This window comes from Capnocytophaga gingivalis, assembly GCF_002302415.1.
In the GTDB taxonomy this organism is placed as follows: domain Bacteria; phylum Bacteroidota; class Bacteroidia; order Flavobacteriales; family Flavobacteriaceae; genus Capnocytophaga; species Capnocytophaga gingivalis.
In genome coordinates, this window is the sequence record NZ_CP022386.1 from 1,350,991 (window position 1) to 1,373,746 (window position 22,756).

The following is a 22,756-nucleotide window of genomic DNA, read 5'->3' on the forward strand; positions in this document are numbered from 1 at the left end:
ATTTCAACTTTGCCAAAGTTTTGGTTCAGAATTTATATATTCCCTTTTTCCTCCATTAGGCGGATAAAACTGTCCTCTATGGTGGGGGTGATGTGCTGCCAATCGAGGTGGGGGAAGGTGGTTTTCAGCTGTTGCTCGAATATGGGAATGTGGGTGTTTTCCTTGAGAGTAAGGTGTAGGTACTCGCCAAAGGGGTAACAGCTATCAATGTAGGGGTCTTCGCGCAGGTGCTGGAGCAGTGCGTACAGATTGGACGCCTTGATAGCATAGAGTGCCGTAGGGTACTGAGCGATGATTTGCTCGGGGGTGCTGGTGGAAAGCACCTTGCCTGATTGTATTAAGGCTATGCGGTCGCATAGGCTGGCTTCGTCCATATAAGGGGTGGAAACGAGTATGCCGATACCTTGCTCCTTCAGTTTCTTCAGCATCTCCCAGAACTCTTTGCGCGAAACCACATCTACCCCCGTGGTGGGCTCGTCTAACAAAAGGACTTTGGGCTTGTGAATGAGAGCGCAACAAAGAGCTAACTTCTGCTTCATACCCCCTGAGAGCTTGCCCGCGCGACGGTTGCTGAACGGCTTTATTTGCTCGTAAATATCTTTGATAAGGTCGTAATTCTCAGAAATAGTCGTACCAAAAACGGTAGCGAAGAAGATGAGGTTCTCCTCGACAGTGAGATCTTGGTACAGAGAGAAACGCCCAGGCATATAGCCCACGTGCTTGCGGATTTCCTTATAATCTTTGACGATATCCCAGCCCTCGATGCTTGCAGTGCCCTCATCAGGCAAGAGGAGGGTGGTGAGCATACGAAAGACGGTGGTTTTGCCTGCCCCATCAGGACCGATGAGCCCGAAAAGTTCGCCCTTTTTAACTTCTAAGGAAAGGTGTTGCACGGCGTGGATATCGCCGTAGGACTTGCTGAGATTATGTATAGTGATACTTGTCATTTTTCAAGGATATAATCGTCTATAAGTTTGATATGCTTCTGAGAAAAGAAGGTTCTTAGTAAATAATAATTGTCACGACTCAATTTCATATGTAAAACGCACTCTTTCTTGGAGGTGTACACCTTTATTTGAGGGTATACCCTCGTAGCGATCCCTTCGTTGATAAAGGAAAAACATATATGGAGAATGTGGTTTAAAGGGATTGTCTGCTTGAGTGTTCTCCTATAAAAAAAGTAAATTGACTCGTTTCGTATCTCTAAAGTATAGAGTGTATTTGGGTAATTCTTTATAAAACTATAAGCGAAAAGAACTATACCAATTATTAAAATAGCAATTAACAAAGGTTTCCCCATAGTAATATGCTGTAATATCCACACATTAAAGCATACATAACAAACAAATGACACACCCTGAAAAACTTTATTGTTTACGCCTTTGATCCTAATGACAGTAGGTAACTCTCCTTCTGCATATGGATTGTAAAGGGTACGATTTTTGAGTCTCATTGTAAAAAATAGTACAAATAGCACCATCAGCCCTATCATAGGAAAAAAGAAGTGGATAATTTCCTCTGTATCCCTACTAAAAATAGGGGGAAACTCCTCCAATGTGATATACAAAAAATAGCCAAGTGGTACTATCATTAGCACTACCAGCGCTATTTTCAGTAATTTTTCAGGGGATATCCCTTGGTCTTTTAAGTCTTTTTCAGGGTGTTTGTTTTTTGTGGTATTCATCAGTTCAAGGACTTATAAGTTACTACTTTTTGTTGCTATATAGCTTGCGACATTGTGTTCGTGTAGGTTGCCATAGGGTGTCACGAGCTACAAACTAGCACCAGCTGGGGGTATATTAGTTTAGGTATTTTTGGATAAGGGTAGATAAATAGGCTTTATCCACAGCAAACCATTGGCTTTCTTCTTTTTTATCTTGGTAACTCCAATGCTCGAAAAGGAACTTATCAGGTGTTGGAATAAGAGCTGCAATGTGTGAGTAATAGTATTCTCCCTCTATAATAGGCTCATAACCTTTTATCACGCATTCACTAATAATCTCAAGGGTATCTAAACTAAAGGCATACCATATTCCTTGTGTACTGGAGAAAATACCAAAATGCTCGTCTACTTGCCATATATTAAGTATACCCTCACCGTCAGTATCAGAGAGTTGTTTTTCTTTTAGTATCTCAAAATCGGGATAGGAAGCTAACATCAGTCTGTCATCAAAGTTAGTAAGAAGGGAACGATTGCCAAGAGTAAACATATATATGTAGCTATCAGGCAGTTTTTGATAGATTTTCAGTTCATTACCTTCTAAAGCAATATAGTAACTTTCTGACCAACCTGCACCATCTAATAAGGAAATAGTTACTTCATTTTCTTTAGGCAGATGGGTAAGCCATAAACTCGCTGCACCAAAAGGGTCTTCCATCTCCAATGAGGCTATAGTTTTGCCATTTTCATCAATAGCCATAAGAGTAAAAGTCTCATTCTCATTGTATAAGGCACACCATAGGTAGGTATGATTTAGAGATTCTTCGTAATGAAGCACATCCCCTTTGATAAAGTATTCTTTACCTGTTTTTGTGTTCTTTACCGAGAGTCCTTCATCGGTAAGAGTCATAAGTTTATCCCCACTGTTGAGTTTTTCAGGAATAGAAGTAAGGGTTTGAAATTGTTCAATGTAAATCATAGTATAAAGGTTTTATTTTTCTCTTTTCTTCTTGTACCTAACCACAATAGAAGTATAAGTACCCACATTATAATACTTTCAGGAAGTATTTTAGTACAGCTAGCCCAATTGCTGGGTAATATTATTCATTTTTCTGATTTGTCAATTTATCGATTTTGCCAATGAGATACAAACTCTTTTCTTGGTAGGCACGAGCTACAAGAAAAGCACCAGCAAAATTATTTTATTTGTTTTTCTTTGCTATTATTATATCATATATAGCTCCATAGATTAGGAAAAAGATAAATACAATCCCTAACAAAATGGGCTCTCCTATACTTATTGAGGCATTTTTATCTAACAATGATATTTCACCTCTTTCGTATTTTTCGAGTAAAGAATCTTCAAAGTGCATAAATAACATAGAGGAAAAACTGAATAATATACCCCAAAGAATACACCTATATCCCCAAATGAGTCGTTTTTTATAGGTAAAATAACATATTGGCAAGAATAGTATTGTTATCACTACCACTATCGTATTACTTAACTTAAAAGCCTTATTGAAATATTGAGGGGCATACTCTATATTAGTTAATAGAATAAAAGCGAGTAAAAATAAGATAGCGCTTACTTTGCCAAAGTGTTTGTTATGTATATTTATGTTTGTCATTTTTTGATTTGTCGATTCATCAATATGTTATTTTCTTAAAATGATTGCCATTTAAGCAGTTGGAAATCATCTAAAATATATTCTTTTCCCGTGTAACTATTATAAAAATAAATCTTATTTTCTTCTGCTTTGACAGAAGGATACCAGTCATCTAAACAGGCAAATCTACTATGTTTCGGATCAATAATTAGGGTTACAACGCCTGACCATTGATGAGGTTTCACGGCTTCTATTGATATAAAGAAACTTTTGGTCGATTTATCAACACTTATTTGCTTGATATTTCTCAGGTAGCACCAATAGGGCAATTCATTGTTTGACTCAGGGAAATATACAGAGCAAACCTCATCTCCGTGTGGAGGCTCTGTTTCATATCTTAACAACATACACCCTCCTAAGTAGGCTACTTCGTATGTATACTCTGTAAGGAGGGTTATTCTACATTCTTCTATATCAAACATATTTTACTAATTATGAGGTTACTTTCCGTTTTCTATATCAAGGCAAAAGCAGAGGTCTTTGCCTTCGGGGTCTTTTTCTATATAACAATCTTTTCGCAAGGGATAATCCCAATCGCCGTTAAGGTTTTTTACTTTCTGATAAGGGGGTACATATACAGTGCCTTTGTCCCAAAGGATTTGAGCATATAGTACTCCGTTGCAATAGGCATAATGCCCAAAAGGGTTCATTTCCTTTGAGGGGTAACACATCTGAAAGTTCTTACGACCGTCATAATCGCGTAGAGCTTGCGCCCCCATAAACTTCTGAGTAAAGCATTCGTTATCCTCACCGAGCTCGTTTTTGTACAATTCGTAGAATGCAGGACGATCTTCTTCGAACAAAGCGTAATCGTCGGCACTTATCCGGTAATAGCGTTCATAGCCTGCTGCCCAACTTACAAGTACTTTCATCAAATGGGTTTCGAGTGCTTCACAATATCCTAAGGTAAAGAAATGTTCTCGGTCTACGAGTTCTTTAGTGAGCTTTATGTGTTCTATGAGTTTTAATTTCATTTTCAGTAAAATTGTTATATTTTTGCCACGAATTTAGATACTATACTTATATGCATTACCTATACCTCACTTTAGCGATTGTTTTAGAGGTCTTAGCCACCGCTCTTTTAGGTAAATCGGAAGGGTTTAGCAAATGGTTGTTTGCTGTAGGCTCACTATTGTCTTATGGTGTTTGTTTTTATTTTTTATCCTTAGCCCTCAAGAATATTCCGCTGGGGGTAGCCTACGCTATCTGGTCGGGGGTGGGGATTGTACTGACAGCCATTGTGAGTATTCTTGTTTTTAAGAGCAAAGTAGATTTGCCTTTTGTACTGGGTGCGGTGCTTATCATCGCTGGCGTAGTGGTGATTAACCTTTTTTCAAAGGCAAATGGACACTGATTTTCCCTTATTTTTTGTCTTTTCTTCTTGTTATCAAAATAAATACTACGCATATTACCAGTCCTACAAGAGCGGGTTTGGCTACTGACCAACCGCTTGCGCCACTGCTCACTACGCTCCATAACAGTTTTAAAAGCGCTGCTAACACTACGGTGTAGAGCAATAAGCGCCATTTTCTCTTCCACGCTGAGACTATCAGCAGATAGAAAAAGAGCGGTACACTTAGTGAGAAAAGTATCTTTTTTGTGTCCCACGTGCCTTTGAGATAGTCCATTTCGTAGGCTAAGAAGCCGAGCACCTTAGGGTCGGTTTGTTGTGGAGTGGGGAACCAAAACATACTAGTAAATAGGCAAAAGATACTTAATGACACTCCTGCATACGATTTTCTCAAAGCAAAATACACCATAGGCACGATAAAGAGTGGACGGACATACCAGCTCAATATATTGTGATGTCGCACAAAAGTCCACTCAAAAAAGGAGTCATTAGTGAGAAAGACTACTATAAAAACTATGGTAAGCAGGACGAAAACCGTTGCTATTACTTTGTCGTATTTCTTTAACATAGGGTTGTATTTGTTAGTAAGCTACAAAAAATGTGCTAAGAATGTGAGCTACAAGCTCTATTCTTGATAGACACGAGCCATAGGCTCGCGCCAGCGGGGGGGTTCATATATAAATCTCTTTTTATTGTTCTTTTTTTCTTGCTCCTAACCACAATAGGAATATAAGTAGCCACATTATAACACTTTCAGGAAGTATTTTGGTAAGGTTACCTCCATCGCTTGTTAGGGTACTAAATGCAATACTTGCCCAACGTACTGCTAATAAAGCCATTACAAACTGAGCAATATACTTGCCTGCGTTGTCGTTTTTGCACAGCGCTATAAGCACTAAAGCAACACCCATTACTATGTTTTCGGTAGCTATGATATGCCAAAGATAATTGAATGTTACCCTGCTTTCGGCATCGATGTTGGTGTTTGACAAGGCAGGGAAAAGGGTTGTGAAGCCGTTCATTTCGTGAGTAACGGCAGAGAGTAAGCAAAATACTCCCACTACAAGGTAAAAATAATTACGTATCATATTTTTTTTATAATTGTTACTAATTCGATTTATGTGTTATTAATCTTAGAGAAAGAGGCGGGCGAGAAGGCTCAGGAGCACGAGTGCTAAGGTGATGAGTGATAGGTTGAAGCTGGTTGTGCGCTTATGTTGCCTCTTTCTAAGGCTGTGTTGGTACATAAAATTAAGGTTGATTTCGGCTATTATCAAATAGATGAAAAATAGTGGGAATATGATATAAGTTATGATAAAAACGACTTTGGATAGAATTATCCCAAAAGTTGAGTCGCAACAATCGGGATATAGTAAGCGCATTGCTACTATAACGAGTCCGAGTATGGCTGCGGATAAAAACGCAATACTTAGGTATAAAAGACGTCTTTTCATCATTGTTTTTTTGGATCTATTATCTACCTTAATTTATTAACAATTTGTTGTCTTAATGACAAAAATACTTACTTATAATAACGTTCCAACGCTTCTTTTGCCACTTCTACAATCTTATCGTTTACATCTTTGGCAAAGGAGATTACACGACAGGGAACAAGTACCATTATGAGTTTTTCTTCGTGCCAAAACATATAACAAACATGTGACATTTTCATTATGGGGTCGAATGCTATATAATCTTTATCCTTTAGAGAGTGTACAAACTTCATTAACGACTTATTGGCTGATGAGAACGAAGATAATACGTACAAGTCGATAATGTGATCGAAAAAAAGTTCTGTATTGGTATACACATAAAGATTCGTCAGACAATAATGTGCTTGTGGGTTGCGAACCAATATTTTATTCTGCGATAATACCGACGAAAGCGACCACATCAAAAGTCTATGTGTAGCTTCAGCTTCTCCCTTCTCTCCTTTCTCTATGGTAAAGTGTCGTGAAGAATAACAAAACTTCTGATGCTCTCCCATATTTTGAATAGCAAGACTGTCTTTTGCTAAGTGGGTATATTTTTCGAACTCGTCAAATTCTCGTATATTCCTAATACTGTCTACAGTTTGTGCTATCCCGCATACAGAGACAAAGAAGATGACAATACATATATAATAACGTTTCATATTGCTTGATATTTTAATTATGATTATGACAGAGTAAGAGATTGAATTCTTCTCAAGTTGATACTTTTATTCATCATCTAAAATAATTAACATTAAATGTGAGAGAAGTTAGCTTCGAAATTTAACTTCTGAGCTCTAATGTTTAGCCTCCGAACTTATATGGGAGTGATGGCTCGGATGTTCATATTTTTTGTTATTTTTTATTTCTAAAAACGAACTACCATAAAGACTTACTTCTACTTCTTCAACCTCTTTAACAGAACATACCGCATTGCGTCGTAGAAAAGAGCAGTGGATAAATGTCCCGTGTTCCAAATTTCCACTTCCAGATTTCCATAAGCGGAAGCGTGCTGGTGAAGTGGTAAAAACAGATCATAGCGAGCCATAACCGGAAATACATTTGGGGATTGATTTTCTTGCCATTGGGCTGAGAAATTTAAGTGATGTGTAATGATTTTGTTTCGCTCAATTTCACTTTCAGTAATATTTTTCTTCTGGAAAATAAAAAACTTTTCGTGTGCTACTGTTCCTACTATCGGTACATAGAAATCCGCCGAATTATATGCCACTCGATGCCTGTTTGCTATCACAGCCCCCAAGCTAAATCCGCCAATTTCAATAGTCTGTACTCCTTTTTGTCGTAAAGTGTGAATCAGCTTTTCGGTTAATTTCACACTCATTGCCATCGTTGCCATAAAGGTCGATAGGTTTGCTGTGCCCTGTTTCAAAGCCCCTTTTTGCTTGTGAAAAGGAGTTCGGACTACGATTAGGTTTATACCCAAATCATTGAGTATCTCTTTTTTGAAAATCTTAGAAAAAATCCCGTAAAAAGGATATTCCGATGCTCCGTGATGAAAAATGAGTGTATTGGAAGTGTCCGAATCCCATTTGTATACTAAGAATGCGGGATCTAAGACACCTGCTTTGGTAGAAGCTTTTACCTCGTATAATCCTTCTTTGTCCCAATCGGGAATTTCTAAATTTATAGCTTCTAAGTGTTCTGTAAAATCAACTGTTTCCACTCCGTTAGGAAAATAAACAGGTTCGGAATAAGCTACTTTGTCTACCAAAAAATTCAGATTAAGAGCAGGAATTTCTTTTTTAATTGCAGAATCTGTTGCTTGTACGAATGTTTTATCTATTTTTTCGTAAGACGGGTTTCTAAACAACCACAAAAGACTGATTGCTAAGAAAATAATAACTGATAATAAAAATAAGTATATCATTTTTTTGATTTTCATCATAAGCATTTTTAAATTACCCTTTTGCTCTCTGTGCCCTTACTTTGGCAATCACGTCCCATTTGCCCGATGCGTTTTTAAGCTCTTTCCGCCATTTGAAGGAAGTAGATGTTATCTCTGAGAATACATATCTCATCTCTTCAGTAGTATTTTCGGTTAGAATAATATCCTCCCCTACCTTGTAAGCTGTCAAACGGATAGCCTCTCCTCTGCAAGCATAGAAAATATCCCATGCTGAAGTTTTGGGATTGAATATCCGTAGCGTAGTCCCATATTCAGCATCTGGTTGTTTGTTTTGCAAACGCTCTGAGCGTGAAGGGACAATAAAAACATCTTGTATGGCTGCCCCTTCTAGTACCCAAGAGAAAATCCATTCGCCTTTTACTCGTCTGGGTTCGTCAACCTCTAGATGGTCTACCCATTCGATATCCCACTCGCCCACAAAAACTCCAAAAAAATTGTATTCTTCCGGTATATGTGGGTCTTTTTTGTCATAATACAATGCTTTGATAAACTGATTCATAAATTATTAGATATTTTTGTTGCTATTATAATGACAAAGATACGAATTTTTTGTTTTTGTCCCTACCCTCTCCTATACAATTTCTCTTTTCCATACATATTTCATATGTGTAAAGAAATATACCTAAAGCTAATAAGAAAAATGTTGAAAATAGTCACTTTTCTTTGGTCAGTTTATTTTTTGAACACCACTTCCCCATACATTCCAATCTTTAAATAACCATCGTTTTTTACTTTAACCTTGATAGCATAGACCAGGTTGGCGCGTTCGGATTTGGTTTGAATCGTTTTTGGAGTAAACTCGGCCTTACTGGCTATATAGGTGATTTCGCCTTGATAGGTGCGTTGTGCTCCTTCTCCTGCATCGGTGCGGATGGTCACTTGCTGTCCTAACTTGATTTGGGTCAGCTGGTCGCCAGTAATGTAGGCTTTGAGAGTAAGAGTCTCGATATTGGCAATTTTATACAGTGGCTTCCCAAAAGTCTGCATTTCACCTTTGAGAGCGTAATTGGTGAGTACTGTCCCTGCAATGGGGTTGATAATCTCTCCTTGGTTGATTTGTGCTTGAACAGCCTGAGCATTCTTTTGCAAAGGGGCTTCTTGGCTGAGCACATTGCGGTTCTGGGTGTTGATATTGGTTAGGCTCACCTTGAGTTGGTTCTGAGTAACGGCAAGTTGCTTGCGGAGCTGGTCTACTAAAGCGGTGAGGTCGTCCAATTGCTTTTGGGTAGCAGCGCCTCCCGCCACGAGTTGTTGCACACGGGTAAGCTCGCGCTCCTGCTGTTCGAGTTGTGCTTTCTGTACCTCGTATTGGCTACGGATGAGCGCTACTTGGTCGGCAGGACTTAGGGTCTTCTCTTTGAGGGAAGAAATGGTAGCCTCGACCTGCTCTTTTTGGAGCTTGAGGACTTCTACATTGATTTGCCCCACCTTTTGTCCTTCGGTGAGGGTCTTGCCTTCTTCTACTTCGTAGGCGATGAGTTGCCCTGTTTGCTGGGCGGAAACAATCACTTCGTCGGCAATGAAGTTGCCAGAAGCGTCGAATTGAGGTTTGTTGTTGCAGGCGATAAGGACTGCAAGGGCGGTGATGAGTGTTATCTTTTTCATTTTCCTATGATTAATTGTTGTTGTTCTTGGGCTTGTAGCAGCTGTATCTCATGCAATAGGAGTGTTTGCTGTGCCAGATGCCAAGCATTGACCTTCTGCAGGTATTCGTGGGTGGTAATCACCCCGTTGTCCAACTGCACTTGGGCGGCTTGGGCTACCGAGTGGCGTAGGGCAGCGCTCTCTTTGTCCTGCTCCATTAGGCGCTGGAGCTTGCCCAGCTGTGTATCCTGCTGGGTAAGATCCAGCTCGGTGCTCATCAGGAATGCTTTGCGGTCTGCCAAGAGCGATTCCCCTTGTAGGCGTAGGAGTTGCTTCTTATTCGAGAGGCTATAGAGCGGACTGAGATTCCACTGCAAGCGTACCCCTGCTATATAATACCAGTCGAACTCGTTCTTGATGATATTCAGCGTAGGGCGACCATAAGCCCCCTGAAAGAAAAGGCCTATTTTAGGTAGATACTCCGAGGTAAGTAGTCGCTCTTGAGCATCTAATACTGTCTGTCGCAGGTCAAAGCCTCTGAGCTCAGGACGGTGATTGCTATGACTAAGTACCCTTGGCTCGGGACGTTGCAAAGCTGTATCGAAGGGCAACTCCTTCCCTATAAAAGTGCTAAGCATTTTCAGATACATCCCTTTTGTGGCTTCATATTCTGTACGTTGCATCGCAAGGCGCAAGAGTTCCGCTTTGAGCTCTGCTACATTGCTCGGCAGAGTGGTTCCGTGCTTGAGTGCCACCTGTGCTTTTTCCAATTGTGACTGTAAGGTTTCGGCGTTCAACTGGTTTTGAGCCAGTTGTGCCTCTATAAGCAATACCCCAAAATAGAGATTGCTCACCCGTTGCTTCAGGGCATAGAGTTGGGTCTCCACTGCCTGAGCTTGCACGGCACTTTGTGCTTTGGCGAGCTCTTTTTGTGCTCGAGTAGCTCCTCCATTATAGAGGAGTTGGCTCACCTCTCCTACCACTTTATATTGGTCTTTGCTTACCTCTGGTAGTGCTATAGGTAGTGGTAACCGCCCGATAGACTGGGAAAAATCAATCGTCTCGGACTGGTAAGTAGCCTGTGCCGAGAGACTCACTTGTGGCAAGTAAGCCTTGTTGGCATTGGCCAAAGTATAGTCCTTACTCTTGGCTATCAAGTCCAACTGCTGTACTATTGGGTAGTGCTCACGGGCTAACTCATAACAGCGCTCCAAGGTAAGTCTCTCTTGGGCAAAGACTACTACAGGTAGGAATAAGAGTAAAACTGATAATCGCATTTTTTTAATGATTAATGGTTAATGAGTAATAATAGAATTTAATCATTTAGTTTAACCAATTGGTTAATATATGGGTAAAAAAATATAAACTATTCTTTTGAGGACAAAATTGGCTCCTCTATTTCTTTCATGGGTGCTTTACCTCACACCCTGCTCTTATGAGGGATTGGGGAGGAACAACATCCCTTTGATCCATTGTGGGATAAGGGTTTTTCGCTCGAGCATTAGAGCTTTATACTCTTCCTCAGGTAGGTTGGTAATTGCACTTAATATAGGCTTGGCAACAAAAGGGAATATCACCAACCCAATGACATTGAGAATAGCGTGCATTAAGTTAGGCTCGCTGATTTCGCCACGGGCTACAGCTTCAGCATATTGACGGGTGAGCACCGAGTTAGTAAATGCTTCTCTTATAGGACTTTGCTCTACAAAGAATTGCGGGTTAGGACGCACCTCGTTGAGTATAAAGGTTGGCAGGTCAGGTTCTTCCAAGAGCAAATCGATATAGTTAGCCACTACTTGCTCTATTTTCTCCTCTAAAGAGGTACTTTCATCATTGAGGATAACACCTACTCCTTTAAAGAATTGTCCCATTGTTTCCATCATCACAATGCCAAATAACTTTTCCTTGCTACGGAAATAATAGTTGAGCATCGCGTGATTGATACCTGCTTCCTCGGCAATGTCGCGGGTGCGAGTGCCTGTATAGCCCTTCTGGTGAAAGACTTTACGTGCTGCTGCTTTGATACGTTCTTCAGTGGATGTGTCTTTAGTGTTACTCATTGTTGTTTGATTTCAGGGGCAAAGGTATATTAAATATTTGGATTAACCAAATGGTTAGATGTATTTTTTATATTAATTGTTAGAAATCTTTTTTAAACGGTAAAAAGGTTAATTTTCAGCCTCATATGCAGCACACAAAAGCATAGAATTTTCCCCACTTTCTAAATTTGTTGAAAAAGGAATGATAAACCTAAATTATTTAGTAAAGAAAAAATTTCAAACGGATTACGCTGAGACATAGAAGCATAACAATCAGATAGATATATTACTAAACAAATATAATATTGAATAGATAAAACAGCTATATTTAAAAATAATAAATTTATTTTAGTTCAATCTAAAAATAATTTGTACCTTTGTCGAAAAATAACAAAGTATGAATTATAAAGTATTTATTTTATCAGTGGTAGGTGGATTGAGCTTGACTGCCTGTGAGAAAGAAAAGGGAGAGGAAACAATCTTATCAGTCACGAAAGATGTAAAAATGTTAAATGCAACATCGTATCAGAAATGGGTATATTACTCATTCGAAAAAGGTGCTGTGGTAGAGGTGAGTTCTCCAGAAACAGACCTTAGCTGGGACATTGCTTTTCAACGTTGGTATATAAAGACCAATAGTGGCACATCGGGAAAGGGAAAAGGAGGAGCTATTAACACTAAAAAAACGGATTGGAATAAGGTGGTTTACGCCTCGCCCTCTGGCTACAAAGAGGATGCAATAGGAACCCTAAACGGCTGGGACATCATTAAGAATGTTGAAACCAAGAAAGAAGGTAGTTTTTCACAAGAAGCTTCGCTATATGTAACTTATATAAGTGGAGGAAAGTATAAAAACCGGAATGAAGTTTACCTCCTAAAAACAGCTGAAGGTAAGTTTGTAAAAATTCAGTTCTATGATTATGTAAATGAAAGATTAAAAGGAGGTTATCCAAGTTTTAGATATAAGATAAGTAATGATGAGAATTTTTAATATGAAATATTTGTGGACTGCACTGTTTTGGTTATTAACAGTGCCATCTAATGCACACGCTATTTGGATTGAGACCAATACAGAGGCAAAGGTAGGTGATTGGCATGAAGTACGGGTATTTTTTGGTGAACCTAATGAAACGAACAAACCTACACCTACTGAAAGGTGGTATTCGGATTTGAATACGCTTTCGCTTTTACTAATATCTCCTTCAGGAAAGGTGGTCACTCTAGAGAAGAAGCAGGCCGAATTATATTATTATGCGAATTTCAAGGTAGAAGAAGAGGGTGTCTATACACTCAGCATCAACCATCTAGTCGCTAAGGTGTACAAACGAATGCGATTGAGATACCAATCCGTTGCTTATGTGAGTACGCATCCGCTTAAAGAGACAATTATTATGGGGGATAAGTCTTTCTTCCGGTTGGGAATAGTTCCTGCTGAAAAGGAAGGGCAGAAGTACAAGGCTTTCTATAAAAAACGTGGCCTAAAGGAAGAGAATGTTACCTTTGACTTTTCAGTAGATAAAAGTGTTACCGTTCGTACTGATAAAAAAGGTGCTTTCTATTTCAATCCTGATACGTCTGATAGATATGTACTGAATTTGGCTAAGAAAAAGAAACACCGAGGAAAGCATAATGACAGAAAGTATCTTTTTGATTATATCTGGCTGACTTTTAGACATTAGCCCCAAACTAACCTACTCTTTCGGAGATAAATCCTTTTAACGAATAACTATAAAAAATAGCAAAATTAGTCATCAGTTTTCTCTCATTAGTCTCTAATAACCGAAAATCAAAAACTGATGACTAAGCACCGAAATTTGTTATTAGTTTTTTGTCATTTGTTATTAAATTTTGTATATTTGCCCTTTCAATACACATAAAATGACTTTCCCAACCGACCTTGCCATAGCGCAACAAGCCAAAATACTGCCTATCAGAGAGATAGCGAAAAAGTTAAATATCTCCGAAGATGATATAGACCCCTATGGAAAGTACAAGGCCAAGCTGCCTTTGTCCTTGATAGACCCTAAGAAGATTGCCCAAAACAAACTCATCTTGGTTACTGCCATTACCCCTACTCCCGCCGGAGAAGGCAAGACTACTGTGAGCATCGGTCTTACCGAGGGACTCAACAAAATTGGCAAAAAGGCCATCGCTGTCCTTCGGGAACCTTCCTTAGGCCCTGTCTTCGGTATCAAGGGGGGTGCCGCTGGGGGTGGTTACTCCCAAGTGGTGCCTATGGAGGATATTAACCTACACTTCACGGGCGATTTTGCCGCTATCGAGCGCGCCAACAACCTCTTGGCGGCTGTCATAGACAATAATATACAGAGCAAAACACACTCCTTAGGTATAGACCCTCGTACAGTAGTCTGGAAGCGTGTGATGGATATGAACGACCGTGCCCTACGCCATATCATCGTAGGCTTAGGCGGGACTACTCATGGGATTCCCCGAGAAGATGGGTTCAACATCACCCCTGCTTCCGAAATCATGGCTATCTTGTGCTTAGCGGAGAACTTTTCCGACCTCAAGCGCCGCTTAGGCAATATCTACGTAGGAAAGAAATATGATGGCACTCCTGTTTTTGCTCGTGATCTCAAGGTCGTAGGTGCGATGGCGCTACTGCTCAAGGAAGCTATCAAGCCCAATCTGGTACAAACCCTTGAGGACAACCCTGCCATCCTACACGGAGGTCCTTTTGCCAGTATCGCCCAAGGTACCAATACGGTAGTAGCTACCAAAATGGGGCTTTCCTTAGGCGAATATGTAGTTACTGAAGCAGGTTTCGGGGCTGACCTCGGCGCCGAGAAGTTCCTCAATATCAAGTGTGTATCAGCTGGACTCGCCCCCAATGCGGTAGTTATTGTCGCTACCATACGCGCCCTACGCCACCATGGAGGAGCTACTAAGGAAGAGTACAACACTCCTTCCTTAGAACGAGTGAAGAAAGGTATTGCCAACTTAGAAAAACATATAGAAAACGTACAGTGCTTTGGTCTGAAGGCGGTAGTGGCCATCAACCACTTCCCGCATGACAGCCAGGAGGAAATTGCCTATATCCAAGCCTTCTGCAAAGAACGAGGCGTGGAAGCAATTGTCAGCCGGGGCTTTAGTGAGGGCGGCGCAGGTACCCAAGAGCTTGCCCGTGCGGTGGTAGCCTTAGCCGAGAGCGGGGAAAGCCACTTTACACCCCTATATGACCATGCCGCTTCGGTAGAGGAAAAAATAAAAACGGTAGCTACCCGTATCTATGGGGCTAAGGGGGTAAAATATAGTTCCACAGCCCTAAGCCAGCTCAAGCAGATCAACAAATTAGGTTTCGATAAGCTCCCTATCTGTATGGTCAAGACCCCTAAGTCGCTCAGCGATGACGAGAAGAAACTGGCACGCCCGACCGACTTCGAGGTAACTGTCCGTGAGTTCGAGTTTGCCTCAGGCGCTGGCTTTATCATCCCTATCTTAGGAGACACCGTTCGTATGCCTGGCCTTCCAAGTGTCCCTGCGGCCGAAGGTATGGATATTGATGATGATGGAATCATTACAGGACTTAGCTAATGACAAGTAACTACTCCCTAATGACTAAGCCCTCTTTAGAAGAAATAACTAAAAAGATAGATCAATTCCTTGAGTACACTGCCCTCGGATTCTCTGGGGGTGTGTAAGGAGCAGTGGGCAGCGTTCGTATGGGCGTATGCCTAGAACTATCACGCCCAGCAACAGGGATTTGAGCGGCTCTCTATAAGGACTGCCGAGGGGATAGAACTGATTCCCTTAGCCAGTATTCTCTATTTACAGAGCGATAAGGGCTATACAACATTCTGCCTCGAAAGTGGGGAGACAATCCTAATCAGCAAGGTACTCAAAGTATACGAAGCGCTTTTGCCCGCCTCACAGTTTATACGCTGCCACCAATCCTATTTGGTCAATGCTCGTTACGTGCGAAAGTATTACAAAGAAGGCATTTTAGAACTGACCACAGGCGAACATATTCCTGTGGCCGAACGCCGCAGGGAGCTGGTACAGCAGTGGTTAATGAAAAGCGAGTGACTCGCTTTTTTCTTATTTATAAGCGGATATCTACCCATCTCACGCAAATATTGATTCTTTTGTTTATAAATGCTAAAATTATTATATCTTTGATCTGTATAACATAAAACCTTTAAATAATGAATACTGAGATTCCACAAAACATGGCAGCCTACTTTCAGGCTCACCCAGAACAATTTGTCCTCAAAGCAGATGTAGCAAAAAAATCCACCTATGGGCTACTCTTTGCGGTTTGCTTGGTACTGATGATAAAGCCTGACCTTATCCCTGTGGGCGAGCTATGGATATGGCGTGTCATCGCTTGGATTGGTATGGGCTTTGCAGGGATTAGTTTATTCCTTGCTTCTGATTATTACAACAAGCAAACCCAAACCAAGATCAAACAAAAAGGACATAAGAAATTTGATTCTGGACACACCACCGTGGAAGAGCTTTCCCGCCTTTTAGAACAAGGCAACTACCAAGAGCTAGCGAACCTACCTTCCAAGAACAACCAACCTCTACAGATGTATGTCTATGAAGATACACAGAATAAAACCTTCTATCTCCTCTTGATGAAGTATTTCTCTCCATCAGATTTCAGAGGGGTTACTCCTGTGAAAGTGGTCTCTGGGGCGGACTATGACCGCTATAAAATGGTTATTAGAGCCATTGATGGATACTAAAATAGTGACTAATGACAAATGACAGATTCTATAAAAGTATTTTATTTGTTATTTGTCATTTGTTTTTATTTTTGTACATTTGCGACATATTTAGATAGAAATGTACAGAACTTAAATTAAGGCACTATGACTACCACTACTTTATCACCCTCAGAACCACATTTCCTTACAGACAAACAAGGAAACACTATATATGCTGTATTGCCCATAGACCAATACCATCAAATGTTGGATATAGTAAGATCATATGAAATGGGAGATGATCTACTTACAGAAGAAGACATTAAAGAGATTACTATATCTAGAGAACAACTAAAAATGGGATTAGGAATAAAAAATGAAGATGTTTTCAAAGAAATAGAAGAAAAAAGAAAGAAAGGATGGAAATAATTTGGTCTCCCAAAGCAAAAGATAATCTTTTAGAAACACTTGAATATTGGGAAGTCCATAATGGAAGTCCGTTATATTCAGATAAAATCATTGAGGAGATAAAATCCCTATTACAAGAACTCTCAAATAACCCTTATTTCATGGGAAGATATATTGAAAAACTAAACTTGTATGTAAGACCTATTTTAAAAGGAAGATTCCTAATATATTTTCAGCTAAAAGAAGACAATTCAATAGAAATACAACATTTCAGAAGTTCTAAACAAGAATCTCTGGAATAACTCAAAACTCAAAAACTCAAAACTCAAAACTTATTATGACCCTATCCGAAGCTAAAGCATCTGTCCTCTATGAGGCAGGAAGAGAAAAGCGTATTACCTTGAGGAACCTTATCATCGTCGGGATACTCGTACTTATAGGAATTTTCTTAGGCGTGAAATACCTCCTACCTATCCTCTCACAACAGGTTACCAATGTACCTACTTATGTAAAATTCATACTCCCCTTAGCCTTGCTTCTGACCATAGGCTACCCTCTTGTGCGAGTATGGAAAATCTTCAAGCGCAGGGAACAAGTGGAAGAGGCCTTCTCCTTAATCGCCAAAGGAGAAGAATGCCGTATCACAAGTGAGACAGACGACTACCTCACCGTAATTCCTTTTGGCAAGCGCTCTCGTATCAATATGGATCCTATCTCCTACCTTGGGGTGACGATCAAGAACAAGAACTACTTGCTCCCTGTTCATTACCGTGCCGGTTCGGCTGAGATCAAGCGCGTGCTTACAGGAGCCGATGACGGAGCTTACAAGGAAGTCATGTACGAGCTCTATAACAAGCCACAGGCCAACTCCCTATTTGACAAGGCTGCTGAGAGAAGTGAGGTTGATAAGGCTCCTATCTCCCTAAAACCTGTTTCAGAGTTCCGCTCCTTCGCCCAGAAGGAATTAGCCCCTACCCTCGCCTCTATGGAGAAGGCGCGTAGCACCAACCAAAGTATGTTCAAGGGGCAGACGATTATCGCTATAGCTTTTGTAGTGGTGATGATGATCTTAGTCTTTACAGGAGTGATCAATTTCTCCTCTCAGACAAGTGTGCTGTATTTCATCATTGGCTTCGCTGTTTTTGGCTTTTTATACAGTTTCCTTTCTATGCAACATGCCAAAAAGAAATTGGCAGGCACAGAGGATTACACCCAGCTCAAGACAAAGATTTTCAGTCGTATAGTGCACTACATCAGCCCTGATTTCCAGTATATAGAGAAGGGACATATAGGCATAGGGGATCTTTTGGCGTCTTTCCTTTTCCGCCAAGAACGCTATGATCTTACTGGCAGCGACCAGATTGTAGGTCACTACAACGGAATACCTTTCCAGTCCTGCAACTTAGCGCTGACCTATCGCCCTACTATTCGCTTAGAAAAAGAGCCCGATGATATCGCTTTTTATGGAAATTATTTTGTGGCTCGCTCACCCAAGACCTTTGAGCACCCTATTGTAATCCACCCTGTCAAGAGTTTCTTCGGCACGCTCAATGATAATGATATAGCCGCTTACCTCAACACAGGGGGCGAACGTATTCGCTTGGAAGACCCTGAATTCCAAAAGATGTTCGAGGTATACTGCGACGACCAAGTTACTGCCCGCTATGTACTTACTCCAGCTTTCATGGAGCGCCTCAAAAAGCTCAACGAACGCTACAAAGGACAAGTATATATCGCTATCAATACCGACAATATCGTCATCGCTACCAATCATGGAAATGTACTGAGCTCGGTAGATAGCCCCATCGGTGCGCTCTTCCAAAAGATAGACCTCAACTTGGTGACCGAGGTATACGAAGAACTTGTCGAACAATTACAAATGATAGATACCCTGAAACTTAGCAATCAGTAGTGGTCTGTTCCTGACAACTCAAAACTCAAAACTTAAAACTCAAAACTTAAAACTCTTTATGGTAACTTACATTCTATGTGGTATAGGAGTACTCGTAGTCCTATATGTAGTGATGGCCTTCAACAGGCTTTCTACGCGTCGTAACCAGATACAGAACGCTATCTCCTCCCTGGATTCTCTTTTTATCCAGCGAGCAGAGCTTATTCCGAATCTTATCGAAACTACCAAACAGTATATGCAGTATGAGCAGGAAACACTCACTCAGATTACAGAATTGCGCTCCCCTACTGTTACAGAGAAACAAAATCCCTATCTACAACCCGAACAGGGCAAAAAGGTACTGATGAATTTCATGGCACGTGCTGAAGAATATCCCGAACTCAAGGCTAATACCCAGTTCATACAGTTGCAACGTGCTTTTTCGGACTGTGAAGAACAAATCTCGGCCGGTAGGCGCTATCTGAGTGCCTCCATCACCGACTATAATGATGCTATTGTTACCTTCCCCTCCAATATCATCTCTGGACTTTTTGGATTTACCAAATACCAATGGCAGTATGCTACCGAGAAACAGCGACAAGCCATCGATGCGAAGGAACTATTTAAATAATGATCAATGTTTAATGATTAATCATTAAACATTGATCATTAAACATTAATCATTGATCATTATTTCACTGCTATGCATGAGATTTCCACAGCGACTCCTTTAGGAAGTTTAGCCACTTGGTAGGTCTCACGAGCAGGGGCGCCTTCTCCAGGGAAGTACTCCCCATAGAGCGTATTGACCGTATTGAAGTTGGCCAAATCGTCCAAGAGGATGGTTGTCTTTACTACTTGGTCAAAGCTATACCCTGCTTCTTCCAGAATAGCTTTAATGTTTTTCATCACCTGTTGTGTCTGTGGTTCTATTCCTCCAGCCACCACCTCGCCTGTGGCAGGGTTGATAGGAATCTGTCCAGATACATACAGAGTGCCATTTGCCTCTATGGCTTGGCTGTAAGGCCCTATAGGTGCAGGAGCCTTAGAAGAAAGAATGACTCTTTTCATATTTTATAAGTATTATAGATTTTTTTAAGAGGGTTTATTAATTATTAATTATTAATTATTAATTATTAATTATTAATTATTAATTATTAATTATTATTCATTGATCATTATTCATTAATCATTGATCATTAATTAAGTACTCTATCTGGCGACTTGTTCTTCTCCCACTTGAGGTCGGAAAGCATAGAAGCCTTAATTCCTATGAAGAAGTACCAAGAGTTACGATCTCCAAAGGGCGAAATGCTAAAGGACATCCTAAAGCTGTTCAGATCTCGCTCAAAACGCAACTGGGTATAAGTTACCCCTTTCTCCTTGAAATCATATCCAGAGGACGCCCCTACCCGCATCTTTGGGGTGAGGTCTATATTTCCCGATACCATCAGCGAATTGGTCGAAATCATAGGATTACGGTTGGTGTTCGAATACGAAAGCGAGTACGCCAAGGTGATATCCCATGGCATAGAGGCATAGTAAAGGCGTTGTTTCTCCTCCTTCTCCTTATCGTTGGGGTCATCTTCCTTCATAGGTTTACTCAGATCAGTATTCATCGCCGAACCGAAAAGATCATCCGAACGACCTCCCGACTGGGTATTGTCCGTATTTTTTCCTTTCTTAAAGTTTTTACTGGAGAAAGAATAATTCAGGGTCATATTCGCATTGGTAAGCCTAAAGAGACTTCCCCCGTTATTGATATTGAACTTCTCCATCTGTACCCCATTGGCATCGATAGCATAGGGGTTCATGGTTGCACCAAAGTTCAGCCCGAGCTTATTGTCGAAGAACTGGGTACCGCCTGTCATATTCAGCGGAGAAAAACGCTTAGTCACTAAGTCATAGCCTGAAGAGAAGTTCAGACTATTGAGCAGCATCACCTTCTTTGGCTTACCATCTATAGAATCCTGCTCGCGATTACGTACTTTTGCCTCAAAGGTATTGCTCAGTGAGAAGCTCATCGAGCTGGACTCATTGCGCCCAGGAGCCCCATAGAGTCCTCCCTCAAAACGGCTATAATCACGCTTGGTACCAAAAGCATCGGCTATATAATAGTTGTAATAATTGTCAAACGAAGGTGTATATCCATAACTCACCGAAGGGCGCATTACATGGCGTATAGCCTGTATTTTCTTATCCTTGCCAAAATTGAAAGTCCCATAGATGGTTGTCCCTAAGCTCGTCCCAAAGTTATAGGTCATATAGCGAGAAAAACCATTAATAGTATCCTTGCGTATCTTGCCCGCGAGCTCATCATAGTCGTGATACTTGACCGTCTTGAACTGCCACACTTCATCCAAGGAAGTATTCAAGGACATACTGACAAACTTGAGAATCTTAAAGTTAGTTGAGATAGGAATGCTATGACGGAACCCTGTTTGCCCCTTATCAAACATCTTTTTAGAAAAGAAATCCCTATCAGAAGTATCGTACCTATTATCCCCCTGTAAGCTATAGTTGAAGTTGATATTCTTTATCATCCCCTTCTTAGGCGTTCCTTCCTTAGCAAACGGATAGATACGCTCCATGCTCACCCGCATCGCCGGTAGGGTCATCTGGATACTCTGGGTATTGGTGTTCTGCGAGTGAGAGGCCGTAAGCGACAGATTCACAGAAGGATACGAAGGAAATGTACGTGAGTATGAGATGGACGAGGATAGGGTGTTGTTCAGAAAGTTAGCCGAGTTCTGTTGGTTATAGGAATTACGGTAATAGGTCGAGCTCCCCAAGTTCACCGAAGCGGAAAAAGTAGAGAGTGGACTGGCCTTGCTATCCTGAGAGTGTGACCACTGTATGTTGTAGATAGAGTTGCGGCTATAATCAGGGAATCCCCTTTGGCTATAGATCAGGTTCTCGTAGCGTACCCCGAAATTGCCCGAATATTTATAGCGCTTGCGATAGGTAGAGGCTCCACGCAATCCGTAACTCCCATTGGTATAGTAATCCCCAGTAAGTGCCAGATCAAAATAATCTGAGATAACAAAGTAATACCCTCCATTCTGCAAGTAGTACCCCCTGTCATTGACCTGTCCAAAAGTAGGAAACAACAGCCCTGAGGTACGAGAATCCACCATAGGATAGTAGGCAAAAGGCAATGCTATAGGGGTAGGTACATCTGAGATATACATATTGCTAAAGCCCGCAACGATTTTCTTCTTAGGAACAAACTTTGCTTTGCGCAGGCGGATATAGTAATCTGGATCTGAAAGGTCTTCCGCGGTGGTGATCATCCCCTCCTTCAAGAAGTATGTAGAGTCATTCTCTTTTTTGATAATCTGAGCTCGTATCTTATTCTCGTCCTGTATGGTATAGGCATTGCGGATGATTGCCTTCTTAGTCACATAGTTAAAGCGAATCGAATCGGGTTCTATCACTTGTTGTGCTTGCTTGAAGACAGGTGCTTGTACCAGCTCTCCCACACTATCCTTGATACGCCCGGCATAGGCTTCTCTCTTTTGGTAATCGATTACACTAATCCCTGCCTTCAGGTCAGTATCCTCATAGGTAATCTGTGTCTGGTCATAGAGGGTAATTTTGCTCAAGGGCTTGCTGATCACCACACAATCCTTGGCATGATAGCGCACCACATCGGTAAGCATAGCGGGTTTCTTAGGTAGGGAATCCTTGACCTGTGCTAAGGTATCTTTGCCCTTACCAAGGGTATCTTTACTCTTGGTAAGAAGGTCTTTCCCCTTGGCTCGAGATGAAGCGCTCTTTAGGGAATCTTTGCCCTTGACAAGGGTATCCTTCAGAAAAGCCTCTATATGCTCACGTTGCGGAACTTTGAGCTCCCGCGGTCGCTGAGCCGAAAGTCCTACAAAACAGGCGATAACCCCTATGAGAATGGTATATTTTTTGTAAATATGCAAAATATAAGCAAGCCTATGTAATAGTTCAACATTTTTTTTTACCTTTGCATTTTGAAAATCAAAGATTTAAGCAATAGGTAAACTCTTTATTTTCAGAGGTCAAACTTACGGATATTTTTTGTATCCTAAAAGCGATAAACGAAGTTTGT

The 22,756-nt window shown here is 40.9% G+C and carries 25 protein-coding genes; 10 read left to right on the plus strand and 15 right to left on the minus strand.

Annotated features, from left to right (window positions below; genetic code table 11):
- Positions 1-32 precede the first annotated feature (32 nt).
- The 5 genes from CGC50_RS06250 to CGC50_RS06275 all read right to left on the minus strand — a co-directional run bounded on the left by CGC50_RS06250 (position 33) and on the right by CGC50_RS06275 (position 4,304).
- Positions 33-947, minus strand: a complete 915-nt coding sequence (locus CGC50_RS06250; protein WP_095910133.1) for an ABC transporter ATP-binding protein — start codon at positions 945-947, stop codon at positions 33-35.
- A gap of 852 nt (positions 948-1,799) precedes the next feature.
- Positions 1,800-2,639: a hypothetical protein gene (locus tag CGC50_RS06260; RefSeq protein WP_095910135.1), complete on the minus strand. Its 840-nt coding sequence runs from the start codon at positions 2,637-2,639 to the stop codon at positions 1,800-1,802.
- 223 nt (positions 2,640-2,862) lie between these two features.
- On the minus strand, positions 2,863-3,291 hold the full coding sequence (locus tag CGC50_RS06265) for a hypothetical protein (protein WP_002667315.1): 429 nt from the start codon (positions 3,289-3,291) through the stop codon (positions 2,863-2,865).
- Between the two features lie 35 nt (positions 3,292-3,326).
- Complete coding sequence (locus CGC50_RS06270) at positions 3,327-3,752, minus strand: hypothetical protein (protein WP_095910136.1); 426 nt, start codon at positions 3,750-3,752, stop codon at positions 3,327-3,329.
- An 18-nt stretch (positions 3,753-3,770) separates the two neighbouring features.
- Positions 3,771-4,304, minus strand: a complete 534-nt coding sequence (locus CGC50_RS06275) for a hypothetical protein (protein ID WP_095910137.1) — start codon at positions 4,302-4,304, stop codon at positions 3,771-3,773.
- Between the two features lie 50 nt (positions 4,305-4,354).
- On the opposite strand from CGC50_RS06275, the gene CGC50_RS06280 reads away from it, so the two are divergent.
- On the plus strand, positions 4,355-4,684 hold the full coding sequence (locus tag CGC50_RS06280) for a DMT family transporter (RefSeq protein WP_095910138.1): 330 nt from the start codon (positions 4,355-4,357) through the stop codon (positions 4,682-4,684).
- 7 nt (positions 4,685-4,691) lie between these two features.
- Here the strand turns inward: CGC50_RS06280 and CGC50_RS06285 are convergent, their stop codons facing one another.
- The 8 genes from CGC50_RS06285 to CGC50_RS06320 all read right to left on the minus strand — a co-directional run bounded on the left by CGC50_RS06285 (position 4,692) and on the right by CGC50_RS06320 (position 11,724).
- A complete protein-coding gene (locus CGC50_RS06285; RefSeq protein ID WP_095910139.1) occupies positions 4,692-5,249 on the minus strand; it encodes a hypothetical protein in 558 nt (185 codons plus the stop codon).
- A gap of 121 nt (positions 5,250-5,370) precedes the next feature.
- The gene (locus CGC50_RS06290) at positions 5,371-5,769 is read right to left on the minus strand and encodes a hypothetical protein (RefSeq protein ID WP_095910140.1); all 399 of its coding nucleotides are present in this window, start codon (positions 5,767-5,769) and stop codon (positions 5,371-5,373) included.
- A gap of 434 nt (positions 5,770-6,203) precedes the next feature.
- Positions 6,204-6,815, minus strand: a complete 612-nt coding sequence (locus CGC50_RS06295) for a hypothetical protein (RefSeq protein WP_095910141.1) — start codon at positions 6,813-6,815, stop codon at positions 6,204-6,206.
- A gap of 236 nt (positions 6,816-7,051) precedes the next feature.
- Positions 7,052-8,056 (minus strand): hypothetical protein, encoded by a 1,005-nt coding sequence (locus CGC50_RS06300; RefSeq protein ID WP_095911305.1) that lies wholly within the window; start codon positions 8,054-8,056, stop codon positions 7,052-7,054.
- A 16-nt stretch (positions 8,057-8,072) separates the two neighbouring features.
- Positions 8,073-8,579 (minus strand): hypothetical protein, encoded by a 507-nt coding sequence (locus CGC50_RS06305; RefSeq protein WP_095910142.1) that lies wholly within the window; start codon positions 8,577-8,579, stop codon positions 8,073-8,075.
- A 173-nt stretch (positions 8,580-8,752) separates the two neighbouring features.
- Positions 8,753-9,685 carry an HlyD family secretion protein gene (locus CGC50_RS06310; protein WP_095910143.1) on the minus strand — a complete coding sequence of 311 codons (933 nt, stop codon included), beginning with the start codon at positions 9,683-9,685 and terminating at the stop codon, positions 8,753-8,755.
- On the minus strand, positions 9,682-10,941 hold the full coding sequence (locus tag CGC50_RS06315; RefSeq protein ID WP_095910144.1) for a TolC family protein: 1,260 nt from the start codon (positions 10,939-10,941) through the stop codon (positions 9,682-9,684). The genes CGC50_RS06310 and CGC50_RS06315 overlap by 4 nt, the downstream gene beginning before the upstream one ends.
- A gap of 156 nt (positions 10,942-11,097) precedes the next feature.
- Positions 11,098-11,724, minus strand: coding sequence for a TetR/AcrR family transcriptional regulator (locus tag CGC50_RS06320; protein WP_095910145.1), 627 nt, complete (start codon positions 11,722-11,724; stop codon positions 11,098-11,100).
- A gap of 376 nt (positions 11,725-12,100) precedes the next feature.
- Between CGC50_RS06320 and CGC50_RS06325 the strand changes: the two genes are divergently transcribed.
- The 9 genes from CGC50_RS06325 to CGC50_RS06365 all read left to right on the plus strand — a co-directional run bounded on the left by CGC50_RS06325 (position 12,101) and on the right by CGC50_RS06365 (position 19,306).
- Positions 12,101-12,694, plus strand: coding sequence for an HmuY family protein (locus CGC50_RS06325; RefSeq protein WP_002667495.1), 594 nt, complete (start codon positions 12,101-12,103; stop codon positions 12,692-12,694).
- A gap of 1 nt (position 12,695) precedes the next feature.
- Positions 12,696-13,382 (plus strand): hypothetical protein, encoded by a 687-nt coding sequence (locus tag CGC50_RS06330; RefSeq protein WP_232781209.1) that lies wholly within the window; start codon positions 12,696-12,698, stop codon positions 13,380-13,382.
- Positions 13,383-13,581: 199 nt separating this feature from the next.
- Positions 13,582-15,258 carry a formate--tetrahydrofolate ligase gene (locus CGC50_RS06335; RefSeq protein WP_095910146.1) on the plus strand — a complete coding sequence of 559 codons (1,677 nt, stop codon included), beginning with the start codon at positions 13,582-13,584 and terminating at the stop codon, positions 15,256-15,258.
- Positions 15,259-15,483: 225 nt separating this feature from the next.
- The gene (locus tag CGC50_RS06340) at positions 15,484-15,750 is read left to right on the plus strand and encodes a LytR/AlgR family response regulator transcription factor (protein ID WP_232781217.1); all 267 of its coding nucleotides are present in this window, start codon (positions 15,484-15,486) and stop codon (positions 15,748-15,750) included.
- 119 nt (positions 15,751-15,869) lie between these two features.
- Positions 15,870-16,415, plus strand: coding sequence for a hypothetical protein (locus CGC50_RS06345; RefSeq protein WP_002667287.1), 546 nt, complete (start codon positions 15,870-15,872; stop codon positions 16,413-16,415).
- Positions 16,416-16,541: 126 nt separating this feature from the next.
- Positions 16,542-16,805, plus strand: a complete 264-nt coding sequence (locus CGC50_RS06350) for a hypothetical protein (RefSeq protein WP_002667544.1) — start codon at positions 16,542-16,544, stop codon at positions 16,803-16,805.
- Positions 16,796-17,086 (plus strand): type II toxin-antitoxin system RelE/ParE family toxin, encoded by a 291-nt coding sequence (locus tag CGC50_RS06355; protein WP_002667317.1) that lies wholly within the window; start codon positions 16,796-16,798, stop codon positions 17,084-17,086. The genes CGC50_RS06350 and CGC50_RS06355 overlap by 10 nt, the downstream gene beginning before the upstream one ends.
- Before the next feature lie 35 nt (positions 17,087-17,121).
- Complete coding sequence (locus CGC50_RS06360; protein ID WP_095910147.1) at positions 17,122-18,696, plus strand: DUF3137 domain-containing protein; 1,575 nt, start codon at positions 17,122-17,124, stop codon at positions 18,694-18,696.
- Positions 18,697-18,754: 58 nt separating this feature from the next.
- On the plus strand, positions 18,755-19,306 hold the full coding sequence (locus tag CGC50_RS06365; protein ID WP_002667569.1) for a LemA family protein: 552 nt from the start codon (positions 18,755-18,757) through the stop codon (positions 19,304-19,306).
- A gap of 59 nt (positions 19,307-19,365) precedes the next feature.
- Here the strand turns inward: CGC50_RS06365 and CGC50_RS06370 are convergent, their stop codons facing one another.
- Positions 19,366-19,746 carry a RidA family protein gene (locus CGC50_RS06370; RefSeq protein ID WP_002667097.1) on the minus strand — a complete coding sequence of 127 codons (381 nt, stop codon included), beginning with the start codon at positions 19,744-19,746 and terminating at the stop codon, positions 19,366-19,368.
- A gap of 128 nt (positions 19,747-19,874) precedes the next feature.
- Complete coding sequence (locus CGC50_RS06375) at positions 19,875-22,607, minus strand: putative LPS assembly protein LptD (protein ID WP_198541647.1); 2,733 nt, start codon at positions 22,605-22,607, stop codon at positions 19,875-19,877.
- Positions 22,608-22,756: the final 149 nt, after the last annotated feature.